The 18,618-nt window shown below is 67.5% G+C and carries 13 protein-coding genes; 8 read left to right on the forward strand and 5 right to left on the reverse strand.

The features are described 5' to 3' along the window. Window positions 1–3: 3 nt before the first annotated feature. From tmk to ACVPT3_RS07060, 4 genes are read left to right on the forward strand one after another with little or no spacing between them, the layout of a single operon-like run. The gene (tmk, locus tag ACVPT3_RS07045; RefSeq protein ID WP_492043436.1) at window positions 4–636 is read left to right on the forward strand and encodes a dTMP kinase; all 633 of its coding nucleotides are present in this window, start codon (window positions 4–6) and stop codon (window positions 634–636) included. Continuing rightward, complete coding sequence (locus ACVPT3_RS07050; protein ID WP_492025715.1) at window positions 633–1,625, forward strand: DNA polymerase III subunit delta'; 993 nt, start codon at window positions 633–635, stop codon at window positions 1,623–1,625. The genes tmk and ACVPT3_RS07050 overlap by 4 nt, the downstream gene beginning before the upstream one ends. Further along, window positions 1,625–2,407 carry a TatD family hydrolase gene (locus ACVPT3_RS07055; RefSeq protein ID WP_492043437.1) on the forward strand — a complete coding sequence of 261 codons (783 nt, stop codon included), beginning with the start codon at window positions 1,625–1,627 and terminating at the stop codon, window positions 2,405–2,407. The genes ACVPT3_RS07050 and ACVPT3_RS07055 overlap by 1 nt, the downstream gene beginning before the upstream one ends. Then, window positions 2,404–3,198: an MBL fold metallo-hydrolase gene (locus tag ACVPT3_RS07060; RefSeq protein ID WP_492043438.1), complete on the forward strand. Its 795-nt coding sequence runs from the start codon at window positions 2,404–2,406 to the stop codon at window positions 3,196–3,198. The genes ACVPT3_RS07055 and ACVPT3_RS07060 overlap by 4 nt, the downstream gene beginning before the upstream one ends. Before the next feature lie 1,913 nt (window positions 3,199–5,111). Here ACVPT3_RS07060 and ACVPT3_RS07065 read toward each other — a convergent pair. Further along, a complete protein-coding gene (locus tag ACVPT3_RS07065) occupies window positions 5,112–6,725 on the reverse strand; it encodes an NAD(P)/FAD-dependent oxidoreductase (protein ID WP_492043439.1) in 1,614 nt (537 codons plus the stop codon). Between the two features lie 351 nt (window positions 6,726–7,076). Continuing rightward, the gene (recG, locus tag ACVPT3_RS07070) at window positions 7,077–9,170 is read right to left on the reverse strand and encodes an ATP-dependent DNA helicase RecG (RefSeq protein ID WP_492043440.1); all 2,094 of its coding nucleotides are present in this window, start codon (window positions 9,168–9,170) and stop codon (window positions 7,077–7,079) included. Between the two features lie 145 nt (window positions 9,171–9,315). On the opposite strand from recG, the gene ACVPT3_RS07075 reads away from it, so the two are divergent. Both ACVPT3_RS07075 and mfd read left to right on the forward strand, forming a co-directional pair. Next, window positions 9,316–9,645, forward strand: coding sequence for an FAD assembly factor SdhE (locus tag ACVPT3_RS07075; protein ID WP_346496910.1), 330 nt, complete (start codon window positions 9,316–9,318; stop codon window positions 9,643–9,645). Then, window positions 9,645–13,100 carry a transcription-repair coupling factor gene (gene mfd / locus ACVPT3_RS07080; protein WP_492043441.1) on the forward strand — a complete coding sequence of 1,152 codons (3,456 nt, stop codon included), beginning with the start codon at window positions 9,645–9,647 and terminating at the stop codon, window positions 13,098–13,100. Before ACVPT3_RS07075 ends, mfd begins: the two co-directional genes overlap by 1 nt. 3 nt (window positions 13,101–13,103) lie before the next feature. Here mfd and ACVPT3_RS07085 read toward each other — a convergent pair whose 3' ends face one another. Beyond that, complete coding sequence (locus ACVPT3_RS07085; protein WP_492043442.1) at window positions 13,104–14,411, reverse strand: diguanylate cyclase domain-containing protein; 1,308 nt, start codon at window positions 14,409–14,411, stop codon at window positions 13,104–13,106. A gap of 191 nt (window positions 14,412–14,602) precedes the next feature. Here ACVPT3_RS07085 and ACVPT3_RS07090 point away from each other — a divergent pair, with 191 nt between their 5' ends. Further along, window positions 14,603–15,556, forward strand: a complete 954-nt coding sequence (locus ACVPT3_RS07090; RefSeq protein WP_492043443.1) for a YihY/virulence factor BrkB family protein — start codon at window positions 14,603–14,605, stop codon at window positions 15,554–15,556. A 12-nt stretch (window positions 15,557–15,568) separates the two neighbouring features. Here ACVPT3_RS07090 and ACVPT3_RS07095 read toward each other — a convergent pair whose 3' ends face one another. Further along, window positions 15,569–15,796, reverse strand: coding sequence for a sulfurtransferase TusA family protein (locus tag ACVPT3_RS07095; RefSeq protein WP_492043444.1), 228 nt, complete (start codon window positions 15,794–15,796; stop codon window positions 15,569–15,571). After that, window positions 15,793–16,284 carry a CinA family protein gene (locus tag ACVPT3_RS07100; RefSeq protein ID WP_492043445.1) on the reverse strand — a complete coding sequence of 164 codons (492 nt, stop codon included), beginning with the start codon at window positions 16,282–16,284 and terminating at the stop codon, window positions 15,793–15,795. The genes ACVPT3_RS07095 and ACVPT3_RS07100 overlap by 4 nt, the downstream gene beginning before the upstream one ends. 40 nt (window positions 16,285–16,324) lie before the next feature. On the opposite strand from ACVPT3_RS07100, the gene ACVPT3_RS07105 reads away from it, so the two are divergent. Next, entirely contained in the window at window positions 16,325–18,613 is a 2,289-nt protein-coding gene (locus ACVPT3_RS07105) for a spermidine synthase (RefSeq protein ID WP_492043446.1), read from the forward strand. The last annotated feature ends 5 nt before the right edge of the window (window positions 18,614–18,618 follow it).

Raw genomic sequence — 18,618 nt, forward strand, 5'->3', positions numbered from 1 at the left:
CCCGTGACCCGTGGAAAATTCATCAGCTTCGAAGGCGGCGAGGGGGCCGGCAAGTCGACTCAGGTCGGACGGCTGGTCGAGCGGCTGCAGCCCGTCCTGGGCGATCGCACTGTGGTGCGGACGCGTGAACCGGGAGGTTCGAAAGGGGCGGAGGTGATCCGCAACCTGGTGGTGGCCACCGAGGCCGAGCCCTGGTCGGCCATGACCGAGACCCTGCTGATGTACGCCTCGCGTTCGGACCATCTGGAGCGGACCATCCGGCCGGCGCTGGAAGCCGGCGACTGGGTGGTGTGCGACCGGTTCGCCGACTCAAGCCGGGCCTATCAGGGCGCCGGCGGGGGCGTGGCCCAGAGCTTTATCGAACAGATCGATGCGGGCGTGGTCGGGGACGATCAGCCGGACCTGACCCTGGTGTTCGATCTGCCGGTCGAGGTGGGGCTGGAGCGGGCGTTCGGGCGCGGCCTGTTCGAGACGCGGTTCGAGTCCAAGGGGCTGGAGTTTCATAGGCGACTGCGCGAGGGCTTTCTGAGGATCGTCGAGGCCCATCCGGAGCGGTGCGTGCTGATCGACGCCGTGGGATCGCTGGACGAGGTCGAGGCGCGGGTTTGGCGGGCGGTTCAGGATCGGCTGCTGTGAGCGACGATCATCCCCGCGACCGGTTCGACCTGGTCCCTGATGCGGCGGCGGAAGCGGCCTTTCTGGACGCCTGGGAGCGGGGGAGGCTGCACCATGCCTGGCTGCTGTGCGGGGTCGAGGGGACGGGCAAGGCGACCTTCGCCTATCGCGCGGCGCGGCGGCTGCTGGGGGCGGCGGCGGATCCGGCGCGGGGGCCGCTGGGCGCGCGACGCGAGGATCCGGTCAGCCGGCTGATCTCGGCCCAGTCGCATCCCGACCTGCTGGTGCTGGAACGGCTGGTCGAGGGCGGCAAGACCAAGAAGTCGATCTCGGTCGACCAGTCGCGCGACCTGCCCGAGTTCTTTTCCAAGAGCCCGTCCCAGGCCCAGCACCGGGTGGCGATCATCGATGCGGCGGACGACCTGAACATCAATGCGGCCAACGCCTTGCTGAAGGTTCTGGAGGAGCCGCCCGAGCGGGGCGTGCTGTTCCTGGTGACCCACGCCCCTGGGCGGCTGCTGGCCACGATCCGTTCGCGCTGTCGGCGGCTGAGCTTCCCCATCTGGACGCCGGAGCGGTTGGAGACCCTGGTGCGGAACCGGACGGGGGCGGAGCCTGAGGAGGCCGAACATGCGGCGGCCATGGCGGGCGGATCGCCGGGCGCGGCCCTGGCCCTGGCGTCGGGAGCGACCTTCGAGATGGACCAGTTGGCGCGGCGCTGGGTCGAGGGCGATGTGGACCGGGCCGAGGCCCTGGCCATCGCCGACAAGTTCCGGGGCGCGGAAGGCCAGGAGCGGTTCGAGACCCTGATGGACCGGCTGATCGCGGCGGTGCGGATGCGGGCCTTGAGCAGTCCGGCCGGCGCAGGCAACCGCTGGGCCGAGCTGTGGGAGCGGCTGCAGCCCCTGCCGGAGCGGGCGGCGGGGCTGAACCTGGACAAGGCCGATGTGCTGGCCGGGGCGCTGGCGGACTTAAGGCGGGTCCAGGCCCAGCAGGAACGGATGGGCTGATGCTGATCGACAGCCATGTGAACCTGCACGCCCCCCAGTTCGACGAGGACCGGGACGCGGTGATCGCCCGGGCCCGCGAGGCCGGGGTCGGCCTGATGGTCGAGATCTCCGACAAGCTGACCACCTTCGAGGCGACCCATGGGATCGCCATGGCCAACGACGACATCTGGTGCACGGTCGGGGTCCATCCGCACGAGGCCAAGGATGCGGCGGATCTGACGGCGGCGACCCTGATCGATCTGGCGCAGCGGCCCAAGGTGGTGGGGATCGGCGAGTGCGGTCTGGACTTCCACTATGACTTCAGCCCGCGCGAGATCCAGGCGGCGGTGTTCCGCCAGCATGTGGCCGCGGCACGGGAGACGGGCCTGCCGCTGGTGATCCATACTCGCGAGGCGGATGAGGTCATGGGGGCGATCCTGAAGGAGGAGCACGCCGCCGGGCCGTTCAAGATGCTGATGCACTGCTACACCAGCGGGGCGGAACTGGCGGGAATCGCTGCGGAACTGGGGGCCTGGTTCTCGGTTTCAGGGATCGCCACCTTCAAGGCGGCCGAGGATGTGCGGGCGGTGATCCGGGACATGCCGGCCGACCGTATAATCGTCGAGACCGACTGCCCCTATCTGGCGCCCATCCCGCATCGGGGGCGGCGTAACGAGCCGGCCTATATCAGCCATGTGCTGGACAAGCTGGCCGAGATCCGGGGCTGGAGCGCCGAGGAGGCGGACCAGAGAACCACCGCGGCCTTCTTCGGCCTCTTTGACCGGATACCGAGATCGGCATGAGCTTCGAAGTCGTCATCCTGGGCAGCGGATCCTCGGGCGGGGTGCCGCGGGGCGACGGCGACTGGGGCGCCTGCGACCCGGCCGAGCCGAGGAACCGGCGCACGCGCTGCTCGATGCTGGCGCGGAAGACCGGGCCGGAGGGGATGACCAACATCCTGATCGACACCTCGCCGGACCTGCGCGAACAGATGCTGGCCAGCGGGACCCGGCATGTGGACGCCGTCCTCTATACCCACGACCATGCGGACCAGACCCACGGGATCGACGACCTGAGGACCTTCGCCACGCGGGCGCGCAAGCGGATCCCGGCCTGGATGGATGAGGCGACCCTGACGTCCCTGTCGCACCGGTTCGACTATATCTTCGAGAGCAAGTTCGGCTATCCGCCGCTGCTGGACGCCCAGGTCATCCCGCCGCACGGCACGGCCTGGTCGGTGGAGGGGCCGGGGGGCGCCATCCCGGTCGTGACCTTTGATCAGGAGCACGGCCCGATCCGGTCGGTCGGCTATCGGCTGGGCGACATGGCCTATTCCAGCGACGTGTCGGACCTGGACGAGGCGGCGATCCGTGCGGTGGCCGGGTGTCAGGTCTGGATCGTCGACGCCCTGCGCTACACCCCCCATCCGACCCATGCCCATCTGGACCGGACGCTGGAGTGGATTGCGGCGGCGGACGTCGAGCGGGCGGTGCTGACGAACCTGCATATCGACATGGATTACAAGGAACTGTCGGCGATTGTTCCGGCCAATGTCGAGGTCGGGTTCGACGGCTGGCGCTGCATAATCGGCTGAGTTTTGGCAGGCTTGTCGTGACAAACCGCCAAACCGCCAAATGGGCCATGGGACGACCGCTGCGGCGTTAGGATCGGCTGAGGCCGGTCGGTTTGGCGCGAAAACAGGGTGACAACCGTGCCAAAGGCGCCAAACGCGCCAGGGAGCGCCTGCTGTGGCGTTGATGGGGAGCGGACGTCGCAGGCAGACTGCGGCGCGCGCCCGATGTCAAAGACCGGACGACGAGGCTAACACAGTCTGGGGGTGTGGTTGGGTGATGGCCGTCCGGGCGAGTTAGGGTCTTGAATTGATTAGTTTCAGTTCGCCAAATTAGGAGAGATGACGTTCGTTTGCCTTCCTTGGTCCATCTATACGAACAGCTCTCCTCACATTTGCATTCAGCAGGGCCGCGCTGGAAAGCGGACGTGCCGGATATTTGTATTCGGTGGATTCTAGATGCCGACTGATAGAGATATCGAGCATTACTCAATAATGACGTGGTATCTAATTGCCGCCTGTAAGGCGTCTGGGACAACTTAACCGGAATATCATCGTAGCCGGCCTGTTGAAGTACTTGTTCGATTCCCGCTCGTATTGTGTCGGCAGCGGAGCTAGGTCCAACAAGAATTTCGGTTATGGGCATTAACTTGGTCGGGTTCTCGGCTATGTCGCGGGTGCTAAGATAAGGCACGATTAGCTCGCCAGATGCACGGAACCGCGAAAGCGGCGGCACATAGCCCAGCCGGCCAAACCGATCAGGCGGCTCAGAATGCACAAGTCTGATTTCTCGTTCGTCCTCGAACCCAGAGTTCTTGAAAAAGCCGACCACATTCAGCAGATGCCCCATTCCATCTCCGTAAAGGTCTGCTACCCGGTCGGCGTCGTACTGAAGGTCGTACTCCCAAGCTGATGCAGCTAGGTGCGCCAAAAGTTGAAGCTGACGGCGTTGTGTGGGTGTGTCGTAGATGACCTGTCCCCACCGAGCGGTCCTAAATGTCCCAAAGCCGGGATACGCCGTCGCATCGAAGCCAATCGCAATCTGCCCGTACCCTCGCCACTGACTGAGGCTATCGCCCAAGTGTGAGAATGACCCGATACAGACCCGATGTCCTTCGAGGTTATATTGCGACCATCGCTCTAACATCGATCTGGCGAGCGGTCTCTGCTCAGCCGCCTCGATGAACACGCCGCGTGCGAGTTCCAGCCCGTGACGCAATTCCGTAGCGTCATTGAGAAACGCGTAGTCCGAAAGCCAGACTTCTCCGGAGCCTATAATCCCAAGGAACCCGGCTGCCGAGGTGTAATGATAGAGCGTCTGGTTACTGGCATCCGAAACGCGAGTAATCCCCAGGCGTAGGCTTTCGCGCGATAGGAGACGGCTCAACATGAGCAACATCCCACTCTCGTCCTCGTGCCAAACGTAGGTGGACGACCCGTCCGCTAGTTTCAGTTCACACCGACGGAAGATCTCTTCGGGGACATGAGGGGCGCTGCATCTGATTTCGTCGTCAGCCACCCCATTGCGGCAACCCGGGAAGGGGCATGCCATTAAGGGGCCCCACTCGAAATGCTCGTCGCAAACCTTCGAATTTGAGAGGTCGTATCGGACTTCCGTAGCCATTAGAGCGCTCCAAGTAAGCCCAGGAAATCAATATAATCGTTTAACTTGCACGTACAACAACCGACCCGTCGCTAGTAGAGCGGAGCCGCGTGAATGACCGATTCTGGCGCATTGCGTAACTGTTGGACCAGCGAGCAGGGCAGTATGCCTTCCGCCTGATGCGGCATTCGGCGAAACCCGACTGACGGTAGACGTCTGCTCCGCTTCCTCCGACGAGGTCCGAATTGTCGCACGAACACGGCGGCAAAGCTCAGTAGCAGCCGACCGAGGGCATCCAAAAACTGACGGTGGGCGTTGTCTGGGTTCGGCTGATCTACGCCGTCCCCTCCGCCACCATCGACCGGGCGACGGCTTCGGCGACCTTGATGCCGTCGACGGCGGCCGACAGGATGCCGCCGGCATAGCCGGCGCCTTCGCCGGCAGGGAAGAGGCCGCGCACGTTCAGGCTCTGGAAGTCGGCGCCGCGGGTCATTCGGATCGGGGATGAACTCCGGGTTTCGACGCCCGTCAGAACCGCCTGGGCGTCGTCGTAGCGGGCGATCTTGCGACCGAAGACGGGCAGGGCCTCGCGCATGGCGGCGATCACATAGTCGGGCATCAGCGGCGCCAGGTCGGTCGGGCGCACACCCGGCTTATAGCTGGGAACAACCTCCCCCAGCGTGGTCGAAGGGCGGCCCGCCAGGAAGTCGCCGACCAGCTGGCCCGGCGCGAAATAGTCCCCACCGCCAGCCGCATAGGCGCGGGTCTCCAGCTCGCGTTGCAGTTCGATGCCCGCCAGCGGATGGTCGCTCCCGTAATCCTCGGGCGAGATGCCGACCACGAAGCCGGAGTTGGCGTTGCGCTCATTGCGCGAATACTGGCTCATGCCGTTGGTCACGACGCGGCCGGGCTCGCTGGTGGCCGCGACCACCGTGCCGCCCGGGCACATGCAGAAGCTGTAGACGGTCCGGCCGTTCGAGCAGTGGTGCGAAAGCGTATAGGCCGCCGCGCCCAGATCGGGGTGGCCGGCGCAGGGGCCGAACATGGCCTTGTCGATCCACGACTGCGGATGCTCGATTCGGAAGCCGATCGAGAACGGCTTGGCCTCGATATGGACGCCGCGCTCGTAGAGGGTCTGGAAGGTGTCGCGCGACGAGTGGCCGATGGCGAAGACCACGTGATCGGCCTCCAGCGTCTCGCCGGTGTGCAGGCGCACGCCCCGGAGGGCGCCCTTGTCGAGATCGATGTCCGTGACCCGGTGCTCGAAGCGGTACTCGCCGCCCAGCTGTTCGATCTTCTCGCGCATGGCCTCGACCATGGTCACCAGGCGGAAGGTGCCGATGTGCGGGTGGGCCTCGGTGAGGATTTCCTCCGGCGCCCCGGCCGCGACGAATTCGGTCAACACCTTGCGGGCCAGGAAACGCGGATCCTTGATCTGGCTGTAGAGCTTGCCGTCGGAGAAGGTGCCCGCGCCGCCCTCGCCGAACTGCACGTTGGATTCCGGGTCCAACTTGCTGCTCCGCCACAGGCCCCAGGTGTCCTTCGTCCGCTGCCGCACCACCTTTCCGCGGTCGAGGATGATCGGCTTGAACCCCATCTCGGCCAGGATCAGCCCGGCGAACAGGCCGCACGGCCCGGCCCCGATCACGACCGGGCGAAGGCGCTCGGTCCTGGGCGCGAGAGCGACCGGGCGATAGGCGACGTCTGGCGTCGGCGCCACATGCACGTCGTCCGCAAGGCGGGCCAGCACCGCCGCTTCATCCCTCACCTCTAAGTCGAGGATGTAGACTTTCAGAATCGCGGATTTCCTGCGGGCGTCGTGCGCCCGCTTCCATATCGACCAAGAGATAAGATCGTGCGGCGGCACGCCCAGGCGGGCGGCGATCGCGGCGGGCAAGGCCTCCGGCGGGTGGTCGAGGGGCAGTTTGAGTTCTGACAGGCGCAACATCCGGGGCGTTCTAGCCGGTCGCGACGCCAAAAGCATGAGGCAAGATCCAAAGGGCGGTGCTGGGAGACACGCCGCTGATGGAGGCGATCAGGGCCTGAAACGATAGGGCCCTGCGCCTCCACCCCAAGTCCGCCATGTGGAACATCAGCAGACGTGGCGGGACCCGTCTGATCACCGTCATCCTAGGCCTTGTGCCTAGGATCCATACGCTCGGTGTGTAGCGTCGGGCGCGGTCGGCGGATATGCGATCGTTCCTGGCGTCTGAGTCTATGGATCCTAGGCACAAGGCCTAGGATGACGGGTTGTTGGGTGTTGGGTGTTGGGTGTTGGGCGCGGGCGCGGCCGTCCCCTTCAATCCGCTCCCGACCTATGCCCCTTCCAGTCGAACAGCTCCTCCAGCACCTGCACGGCCTGGCCGCGCTCTGAGGTCAGGTCGGGGTCGCGGCCCAGGATCAGGCGGGCGTCGTCGGCGGCGGCGAGCATCAGGGACCGGTGGCGGATCGGGTCGGCGAAGCGGTAGGCGGGGAAGCCGCTCTGTTTCAGGCCCAGGGGGTCGCCACCGCCGCGCAGGCGGAAGTCTTCTTCGGCGATGACGAAGCCGTCCTCGGTGCGGCGCAGGGTTTCGAGCCGTTCCTTGGCCGTTTCTCCGAGGGCGCCGTCCTGGCCGCCGTACAGCAGGATGCAGGAACTGGCCTTTGAGCCCCGGCCGACGCGGCCGCGCAGTTGGTGCAGCTGGGCCAGGCCGAAGCGGTCGGCGTGTTCGATGACCATGATGGAGGCGTTGGGCACATCCACCCCGACCTCGACCACGGTGGTGGCGACCAGCAGGGGAATGCGGCCGTCGGCGAAGTCGGCCATGACGGCCTCGCGCTCGGCGCCGGGCATCTGGCCGTGGGCCAGGCCGACCTCGACCCCCAGCAGGCGGCGCAGGTCGTCGGCGCGATCGACGGCGGCGGCGAGGTCGATGGCTTCGGATTCGGATTCGGCGACCAGGGGGCAGATCCAATAGGCCTGGGCGCCGGCGTCCAGCGCCGTCTTCAGCCGGGCGGCGACCTCGCCGATGCGGGCCAGGGGGACGACGGCGGTGGTGACGGGGGTGCGGCCGGGCGGCTTTTCCATCAGGCGGCTGACTTCCAGCTCGCCGTACTGGGTCAGTTCCAGGGTGCGGGGGATGGGGGTGGCCGACATGGTCAGCAGGTGGACGGCGCCGATGCGCGGATCGCCCTTGGCCTGAAGCCTCTGGCGCTCGCTGACGCCGAACCGGTGCTGTTCGTCGATGACGGCCAGGGCCAGGCGGTCGAAGCGGACGGCGTCCTGGAACAGGGCGTGGGTGCCGATGGCGACCTGGGCGTGACCGGAGGCCAGGGCGGCCAGTTTCTCGCGCCGCTGGCCGTTGGTGTCGCGGCCGGTGAGCAGGACGGAGGCGACGCCTGCCGCCTCCAGCAGGGGGCCGAGTTTCTCGTAGTGCTGGCGGGCCAGGATCTCGGTCGGGGCCATCAGGGCGGACTGGAAGCCGCTGGAGGCCGCGTCGGCCAGGGCCAGGGCGGCGACGGCGGTCTTGCCCGAACCGACGTCGCCCTGAAGCAGCCGGCCCATCTGTTTGCCGGAGGCCAGGTCGCGGCGGATTTCGGCGACGGCCTGGGCCTGGGCGTTGGTCAGGGTGAAGGGCAGGGCCTGGAGCAGGCAGTCGGAGGCGGCGCCGGGGGCGATGACGGGCGAGGGCTTGATCTCGCGGGCGCGGCGGCGGCGGGCCAGGGCCAGCTGGTGGGCCAGGAATTCGTCATAGGCCAGGCGCTGGCGGGCGGGGGCGTCGGGCGTCAGGTCCAGCTCGCCCGCCGGGGCGTGCAGGGCGTCCAGCGCAGCGCGCCAGCCCAGCCAGTTCTGCTTCTTCAGCCAGGCGGGGTCCTGCCATTCCGGCAGGTCGGGGGCGGCGGGCAGGGCGGCCTGGACCAGTTTGCGCAGCTGGCGCGAGGTCAGGCCTTGCGTCGCCGGATAGACGGGTTCGGAGGCGGGGATGTCGGCGGCCTTGTCCAGGGTGACGATGTCCGGGTGGACGATCTGGACCTCGCCGTTGAAGCGTTCGACCTTGCCCGAGACCAGCCGGGTCTCGCCGCGCGGCAGCAGCCGGTCGATATGCTGGGGCGAGCCGCCGAACCAGACCAGGTGGACGAAGCCGGTCGGGTCGCTGGCGCGGACCTTCAGCGGGGCGCCGGGGCGGCTGGGGACGAACAGGCGGTCGATGACGATCTCGAAGATCCCGACCTCGCCGTCCACGGCGGTCGCCGCCTCCATGGGCCGTCGGACGATGACGCCGGAGGGGCTGAGGAAGGCCAGGTCGCGCACCAGCGGCCCCGCCACCTTCTGCACCAGGGGCAGGACGCGGGGGCCCACGCCCTTCAGGCTGGAGACCTCGGCGAACAGGGGAAAGAGAATCTGCGGACGCATCGCCGGGAACATAGCGTGACCATGACGGGTGGCGAAGTGGGCGAAGGAGCGCTATCTGCGCTTCTTCCATTTTAGGACGCTGAGGTTCGCCACGCGGTGGATCGCGGCTTGAACGTCCTTCAACCTTGCCGGGCCAGGATTGCTTGTGACCGAAATCCCCCAAGACGACAGTGGCGACCAGGCGGCGTTGGCCCGCAAGCAGCGGCTGGGTCGGATCCAGTTCCGGTCCTGGCGGCGCGGTTTCCGCGAGGCCGACATGGTGCTGGGCCCCTTCTCGGACCAGGTAGCGCCGACCCTGACGGACGCCGAACTGGACCAGCTCGAGCTGCTGATCGATGAGGAGGACCAGTGGCTCTACGGCTGGATCATCGAACGTGACCCGACGCCGCCCGAGTTCGAGACGCCGGTGATGGCCAAGGTGCGGGCCTTCATGCGCGAGCATGTGGCGGCCGAGGTCGGCAAGGGCATCGGCTGATGGATCAACAGGTCACTGCACCGCCCCGAACCGACGCCGATCTGGGCGGGGCGCCGGAGGGGCTGGACGCCCTGGTCGTCGCCGAGCGGATCAAGGCCAGCGGCGGGGTCGGCGTCTTCGTGGCGCGCGATTATCAGCGGTCGGGTGGGTTTGTTCAGGCGTTCCGCTTCTTCTCGCAAGATATCGAAATTCTTGAATATCCGGCCTGGGACTGCCTGCCCTATGACCGGCTGAGCCCGACGGCGGGGATCGCCGCCCAGCGGATGGCGACCCTGACGCGCCTGGCCCAGCGCAAGACGGGGGACGCGCCGGTTCTGGTGGTCACGACCGTCGGCGCGGCCATGCAGAGGACGCCGCCCAGGTCGGTGACGACCCAGGCGGGGTTCGAGACGAAGGTCGGCCGCGATCTCGATATCCAGGCGCTGGAGCGGTATTTCGCGGCCAACGGCTATGTCCGGGCCTCGACCGTGTCGGAGCGGGGCGAGTTCGCCGTGCGGGGCGGGGTCGTCGATGTGTACCCGCCGGGCTTCGAGGAACCGGTGCGGCTGGACATGTTTGGGTCCGAGCTGGAATCGATCCGCACCTTCGATCCCGAGACCCAGCGCTCGACGGGGCAGATGACGGCGGTGTCGCTGGCGCCCGTGTCGGAGGCCTTGCTGGACGCCGATGCGATTTCGCGCTTCCGTACCGGTTATCTGAAGCTGTTCGGGGCGCCGGGCGACGATCCCCTGTATGCGACCATCAGCGAGGGCGCGCGGCGTCAGGGCATGGAGCAGTGGCTGCCGCTGTTCTACGAGAGCCTGGATTCGCTGTTCGACTATCTGCCGGATCAGGCGCAGATCTTCCTCGACAATCAGGCCGAGAGCGCGCGGGCCGAGCGGTGGGATCTGATCGCGGACGCCTATGAGGGGCGGACGGAAGCGTCGAAAACCAAAGGGCACGCGGCGGCCAATCGCGCCCTGCCGCCCCGGTCGCTGTATCTGGACGCCGGCGACTGGAACCAGGCGCTGGCGGGGCGGGCCGTGCGACGGTTCACGCCTTTCTCGGGCGGCGGCGAGGACGCCGGCGGTCGGTTGGGCCGGACCTTTGCGGCCGAGCGGGCGCAGGATAGCGTGAACCTGTTCGAGGCGGTGGCGGCCCATGCCGCGGCGCTGAAGGCCGACGGCAAGCGGGTGCTGTTCGCCTCCTGGACCGAGGGCTCGTCGGAGCGTCTGGCGACCATGCTGGCGGATCACGGCCTGGATCATATCGTCGCCGTGCGCGACTGGGCCGATGTGCTGGCGGCGCCGAAGGACCTGTATCTGCGCGGCGTCCTGCCGGTCGAGCATGGGTTTGCGACGGACGATGTCGCGGTCATTTCCGAGACCGACATCCTGGGCGACCGGCTGGCGCGGCCGCGCAAGAAGCGGCGGGCGTCGAACTTCCTGGCCGAGGCCTCGGCCCTGACGACCGGGGATCTGGTGGTCCACCTGGATCACGGCATCGGGCGTTATGAGGGGTTGAAGACGCTGGAGATCCAGCAGGCGCCGCACGACTGCCTGGAGCTGTTGTACGCCGGTGAGAGCAAACTCTATCTGCCGGTTGAAAATATTGATCTTCTCACCCGGTACGGCACGGACGCCGACGGGGTGCAGCTGGACAAGCTGGGCGGGGCCGGCTGGCAGGCGCGCAAGTCCAAGGCCAAGGAACGCCTGCGCGCCATGGCCGAGGGGCTGATCGCGCTCGCCGCCAAGCGGGCGCTGCGCGGGACGGACGCGGTCGTGCCGCCGCCGGGCCTGTTCGCCGAATTCTGCGCCCGCTTCCCCTATGAGGAGACGGACGACCAACTGAACGCCATCGGCGACGTGCTGGAGGATCTGGGCAAGGGCACGCCGATGGATCGGCTGATCTGCGGCGACGTCGGCTTCGGCAAGACCGAGGTGGCGCTGCGGGCTGCCTTTGTCGTGGCCATGACGGGGCAGCAGGTGGCCATTGTGGCCCCGACCACCCTGCTGGCGCGGCAACACTACAAGACCTTCACCGAACGGTTCGCCGGCTGGCCGGTGAAGGTGCGGCAGCTGTCGCGGATGGTCGGGTCCAAGGAAGCGTCAGAGACGCGGGCGGGGCTGAAGGACGGCTCGGTCGAGATCGTGGTCGGCACCCATGCGGTGCTGTCCGAACAGGTCGGTTTCCGCGACCTGGGCCTGGTTATCGTCGACGAGGAGCAGCATTTTGGCGTCAAGCACAAGGAGAAGCTGAAGTCGCTGCGCGCCGACGTCCACCTGCTGACCCTGACCGCCACGCCGATCCCGCGGACGCTGCAGATGGCCCTGTCGGGCATTCGCGAGATGTCGATCATCGCCACCCCGCCGGTCGACCGTCTGGCGGTGCGGACCTATGTGACGCCGTGGGATCCGGTGCTGGTGCGCGAGGCCCTGCTGCGGGAGAAATATCGCGGGGGTCAGGCCTATTATGTCGCGCCGCGCCTGAAGGACCTGCCGGCCATCGAGAAATTCCTGCGCGAACAGGTGCCCGAGGTGAAGTTCGTCGTCGGTCACGGCCAGATGTCGGCGACCCAGCTGGAGGAGGTGATGAGCGCCTTCTACGAGGGGGAATACGACGTCCTGGTCTCGACCACGATCGTCGAGAGCGGGCTGGATATTCCGACGGCCAACACCCTGGTCGTGCACCGCGCCGACATGTTCGGCCTGGCGCAGCTGTACCAGATCCGGGGCCGGGTCGGGCGGTCCAAGGCGCGGGCCTTCGCCTATCTGACCACGGATGCGGTCAAGCCGATGACCCTGTCGGCCGAGCGGCGATTGCAGGTGCTGCAGTCGCTGGACAATCTGGGCGCCGGCTTCCAACTGGCCAGCCACGACCTGGACCAGCGCGGCGGCGGCAATCTGCTGGGCGACGAACAGTCGGGCCATATCCGCGAGGTGGGCGTCGAACTGTATCAGCAGATGCTGGAGGACGCGGTCGCCGAGCTGCGCGAGAAGGGCGAAGGGGCCAACGTGGATCGCGGCTGGTCGCCGTCGATCAATGTCGGGGCTTCCGTCCTGATTCCAGAGGAATATGTGCCAGACCTGAACGTCCGTCTCAGCCTGTACCGCCGCCTGTCCGACGCCGAACAGGCCGAGGATCGCGAAGCCCTGGCCGCCGAACTGATCGACCGGTTCGGGCCCTTGCCGGACGAGGCGCAGCAACTGCTGAAGATCGTCGGCATCAAGTCGAACTGTCGCCGGGCCTGTATCGAGAAGATCGACATCGGGCCGCGCGGGGCCGTGCTGACCCTGCGCGACAACAGCTTCCCCAATCCCCTTGGACTGGTCGGGCTGATCCAGAAGAACCAGGCCTTCTGGAAGATCCGGCCGGATCAGAAGATCGTGGTGACCGGCGACTGGCCGACGGCGGAGGAGCGGCTGAAGGTGGCGGAGCGGATCACGGCCGATCTGGCGCGGGTGGCGGGGGCCTAGACCCTAGCGCGTCTTCTCGAGCAAGTCGGCGGAGGCGCGTTCCAGCAGGGCGCCGGCCGATTCGTTGGGCCGCATCTCGGCGGCGCCGACGTCGAATTCGGCTACGAAGGGCGAGCGGTCGGCGCCGGCGTCAAAGGCCGTGCAGCCGATAACCGCCGCGATCCGTTCGGCCGTCAGGCGCGCGGCCTCGGCGTGGGTCGCGGGCAGGGCCAGGGCGAACACCTCCTTGGCCAGGCGAGCGGGCGTATCTTCCACCCGGACCAGGCGCGAGACCATGGCGCCGATCTGCGGCATGGCGCGATCCAGCCATCCCCCCTGGCGCGCCCAGACGACGGGCTCGCTCTCTCTGACCCGCAGCACGCAGACCGAGAGGGCGCGCCTGCGGGCGCGGGACGCCTCGGCCACGCGGCCCAGGTGGGCGGCGAACAGTTCCGGCGTGAACAGGCCGGTGGAGGAATCCATCAGCTCAAGCGTGCGCGCCGAGTCGAGCGCCTTGCGGATGACCAGATGACGGCGATGAGCGCCGGCCATGGCGAGGATTCGCTCGGCCGTCTCGTCTTCCGGCGTATCGATAGAGGCGACATCGGCGAAGCCGCGATTGAACAGTTCGTCCAGGCTGATCTCGCCCTCGCCCCGCAGATAGAGCATGAGGGGGATGTGATAGAGCCGGGTGTTTCGCTTCATGCCGGAGGCGATCGACAGGGCGGGCGCATGGTCTTCGGCCCCCCACAGGATTGCGGCGTCGAACGGGCTTTCGTGCAGATAGTCGAAGGCGGTGTAGGGCGTCGGGGCGGCGACCACCTCGGCCCCGGCGGCGACGAGGGCGTTCGACAGGGCGAGAAATCGGCGATCCGCCACACCGGCGGCCAGAACTCGCAAGGGGCTCGATCCCGCTGAGTGGAAGTCCAGCTGGACGCCGCGCGCGGCGAATGTGGCCGAACGCAGATGGAATTCCTCCTCGGCGATGGCGGCGCGAACCAGCTGTTCGAGACGAAGGGCCGCCTGGGCGGGATGCGGAGGCGCGGACATGGAAATGTCCGCGCCATCGACCGAATCGGGCCTGGCGCCGACGACCATGATCGGCAGGCGACGGGGTTCCGCAGCGGCGCGCAGGCGGAGCGGTGCGTCGGGAGTCAGCGAGTCGAAATCGACGACGGCGGCTTCCAGCGGGAAATCCTGGAGTGTCGCCTCGGCCGAGGCGATGTCTCGCGCCGTGACCGTGGTCCATCCCAGGGCGTCCAGTCCGGCCACGAGCGGGCCGAGCCTATCGTCCTGGGCCGCCAGGATCAGTACGCGCGCGTCGAAAGCCAAGTGATCGTCTCCCCGTGGCGCCGCAGCGCCAATGCCTCCCGGAGGCGGCTGGACCATAGCGAGCCGCCCCTTAACGAAGCAATGTCTCGTCGCCAAAGGCCCGTGGAAAGACCGGTTCACAGGGATAGGACTTTCCCCCGGCGCGGAATCCGCTAGGTTCCCGCGCTTGTGCAACGGTTGTGGGGACCGGCTTGAGCGACGACCTGACCCGATCAGTTCTGAGGGCGCCCGGATTCTGGGGCAGGTTGGCGGTGCGCGCCTTCGCCCGCAGCTGGGGGCGGGACGTGATGCTCTACACGGGCGGGGTGTCCTTCTTTGCGCTGTTGGCGGTGTTTCCCGCCATCGCCATCCTGATCGGCTTCTACAAGCTGGGACTTTCGATCGGGGAGGTCAGCGCCCAGGCTGCGGCTCTGTCAGACCTCCTGCCGCGGGCGGCGCAGACCATCTTTCAGGATGAGATCACCCGGTTGACCAAGGCCTCGGCGCGGACGGTATCGACCCAGAGCGCCTTTGCACTGATTGTGGGCGCCTATGCCGCCCATCGTGGATTCAAGGCCTTGTTGGCTGGTCTTAATCTCATTCATGATGAGACCGAGCCGCATGGCTTCTTCAAGTTTAATCTGCTGGCCTTCTTCGTCGCGGTGGTCGCCTTCGCCCTGTTCACTGTGGTGTCCGGCGCGGTGGTGACCGCCCGTATCCTGGCGCATACGGCGTCGTCGGCGGCGGATGCGGGGGGGAGCGGGATCATGCCGCTGGACGCCTTCCTGCCGGCGCTCGGGCTCGTGATCGGTTTGACGCTGCTGTATCGCTACGCCATGAGCCACACTTCGCCGGTCGCCTGGCTGCCGGCCGTGACCGGCGGACTGGTGGCGACGCTGATGTCGGTGGTTTCGTCCTGGCTCTGCGCCATCTATGTCGAACAGATCGCGCCGCTGGGCGCGACCTACGGGTCGGTCGGCGCGGTTGTGGTTCTGCTGATCTGGCTGTCATGGAACGTCAACGCCATCTTCTACGGCGGTGCTTTTGCGACTGAAATGGAGCTGGCGGCCGAGGTCGACGCCCGCGAAGAAGCCAGGCTGAGTACGGCTTCGGCGGACGTGGTCGATCTGTCGGCGCGCCGGGTCAGCCGCAGAACCCGATCCTAGACCAAGCCGGCTTTAGCCGGTCTCGACGGTCAGGCGGAGCAGGCCGTCGATCTCTTCCACCGCAATCATCCGGCCCTGCTTCTGGCGCATCAGAAACGGCACGTCGATCCGCGCCATCGGGTCGGTGGCCAGCAGGACGAAACGTGTTCCCGCCGCGGCGCCGTCCATGGCCTTCATCAGCTTCAGGCTGGGCGTCGGGCAGAGGTGACCCCGTGCGTCGATGATCTGCGGTCCGGTCACGTGGCCAGACGGTCCGCGAGAAGCGCCAGGGCGACACGCACGGCCGCCATCCGGATGGCGTCCCGTCCGAGATCGCCGAACGCCTCGCGACGATGGATAAGGCCGCCGGGCCCCTGGGCTGCGAAATGGACCAGGCCGACCGGTTTGTCGGCCGAACCGCCGCCCGGACCCGCTATGCCGGTGACGGCGACGCTGACGAGGGCGAGCGAATGGTCGACGGCGCCCTGGGCCATGGCGCGGGCGGTCGGTTCAGACACGGCGCCATGGGCGTTCAGCGTGGCCTCGGTCACGCCCAGCATCTGTTGCTTGGCCTGATTGCTGTAGGTGACGAAGCCCCGGTCCAGAGCGGCGGACGAACCGGGGACAGCAGTCAGGGCGGCGGCGACCAGCCCGCCGGTGCAGCTTTCGGCCGTGGCCAGCATCAGGCCGCGCGCGGCGGCGGTTGCGACGATCTGCTGCGCCAGATGCTGGATGTCTTGCGGAAACATGATCTTTCCATAGGCCGCGAGTCCCGCTCTAACCAGAGGCATGAGCGACGTCGCCGAACCCCAGATCGCCGTCGAAGCGGGACGCGGGCGCGTGGCCCCGATCCTGTTCGCCGTCGCCGTCTTCACCTCGGCCTGTCTGGTCTTCGTGGTGCAGCCGATGGCGACCAAGCTGATCCTGCCGACCCTGGGGGGATCGCCGTCGGTGTGGAACGCCGCCATGGTCTTCTTCCAGACGGCCCTGCTGGCCGGCTACGGCTACGCCCATCTCCTGCAGCGGGTCGGATCCATGCGGATCCAGGTGGCGGCGCATCTCGGCCTGTTGCTGGTCGCGGCCCTGTTCCTGCCGTTGCGGGTCAGCGGGATGTTGGGCGAACCCGACCCCGCAGCGCCGACGACGTGGCTGCTGGCCACGCTCGCCCTGTCGATCGGCGCGCCTTTCGCGGTGCTGTCGGCGACGGCGCCCCTGCTTCAGGCCTGGTACGCCCGGGTGCGCGCAGGCCATGCCGACGGGCGGAACCCCTATGTCCTCTATGCGGCGTCCAACCTGGGCAGTTTCCTGGCCCTGCTGTCCTATCCGGTCCTGATTGAACCCCTCGCCAGTCTGTCGAGCCAACGCTGGGGCTGGAGCGGCGGGTATGGCCTGTTCGTCCTGATGATCGCCGGCCTGGGCATCCTGGCCTGGCGCCGCCGTGACCGGACCGCACCGGAGCCCGCGCCCGTGGCCGTCGGGCCGCCGATCGCCTGGCGCGACAAGGGTCTGTTGATTCTGCTGGCGGCGGCGCCGTCCAGCCTGATGCTGGGGGTTACGGCGCATCTGTCGACCGACGTCGCCTCGGCGCCCTTCCTGTGGGTCGTCCCACTGGCCCTGTACCTGCTGACCTTCGTCATCGCCTTCCAGGCGCGACCCGTCATTCCGCTTTATCTGACCCTGATGATCCAGGCTGCGGTGCTGGCCGCCTGCGCCGCGCTGGCGGCCTTTCGCACGACCGAATGGCTGTTCGTCTTCGGGATCAATCTGACGGCCTTCTTCTTCACCGCCCTGATGTGCCACCAGCTTATGGCCGAGCGCCGGCCGGCGCCGGGACGGCTGACGGAATTCTATCTGCTGCTGTCGCTGGGCGGCGTGCTGGGCGGCGCGTTCAACGCCCTGGTCGCGCCGGCTGTCTTCAACATGGTGTGGGAATACCCGCTGGTCCTGGTCGCCGTGGGGCTTCTGCGGCCGTGGCGCGGCGGCGAGGTGCGGTCGTGGGAGGTCATATGCTGCGTCGTCGGCGTGCTCATCGCCCTGTCTGGTCCCTTGGGGCTGGCTCTGGTCCGCTACGCCCCCGACATCCGCGCCGCCGTGCCGGATCGCGAGTTGGTGAGGATCGCTCAGGCCGTGTTGGGCATAGCGGCGCTGTTCGCCTTCCTGCTGCGACACCGGCCGGTGATGTTCACTGTCGTCGTCGGGGCGATGGTCTGGTCGGGATACACTGTCGCGCGCGGCTATGACTGGGCCCTGACGGAGCGCAGCTTCTTCGGAGTGATGCGTGTGGCCAGCACGCCGATCGAAGGCCTGGACGGTCCTGTCCATGTCCTGATGCACGGGACGACCCTGCATGGCGCCCAGGCGCAGTCGCCGCGTTATCGGTGCCTGCCGACCCTCTATTATGCGACCACCACTCCGCTGGGCCAGGCCGCGCTCACGACCCGCGACAGCCGGCCGGGCGGGGCGCAGATCGGCGTCGTGGGGCAGGGGTCAGGGGCCATGGCCGCCTATAAGCGCGCCCAGGACCGGATGAGCTTCTTCGAGATCGATCCGATGGTGGACCGGATGTCGCGCGACCCCCGCTGGTTCAGTTTCATCAATGGTTGCGCGCAAGGTCCAGTGCGAACGGTGTTGGGCGATGCGCGGCTGACGATGGCGCGAGAGCCGGCGGGAACCTACGACCTGCTGATCATCGACGCCTTCAGTTCGGACGCCGTGCCCACCCATCTGCTGACGGTCGAGGCGATCGCCGGCTATCTGCGCCTGTTGAAGCCGGAGGGGGTGGTGGTGCTGCACCTGTCGAACCGGAACCTGGAGATCACCCTGCCGGCCCAGGCTGCGGCTGCGGCCCTGAATGCGCCGGCTCTGCACCAGGTCTATATCGAGCGCCGCGAAGCGGCGGCGATGTCGGAATCCTCGACCGAGGCGCTGATCATCGGCAAGAGCGAGGCGGCCCTGGCGCCCTATCGCGCAGATCCGCGCTGGCGGGCCCTGGCGGCGACCGAGGTGCGGCCCTGGACCGACGACTATGTCAATCTGTTCGGCGCCCTGGTCAGGCAAATGCAGCACGCCGCCCGCTAGCGCGG

Source organism: Brevundimonas sp. FV1ps31S, assembly GCF_058681265.1.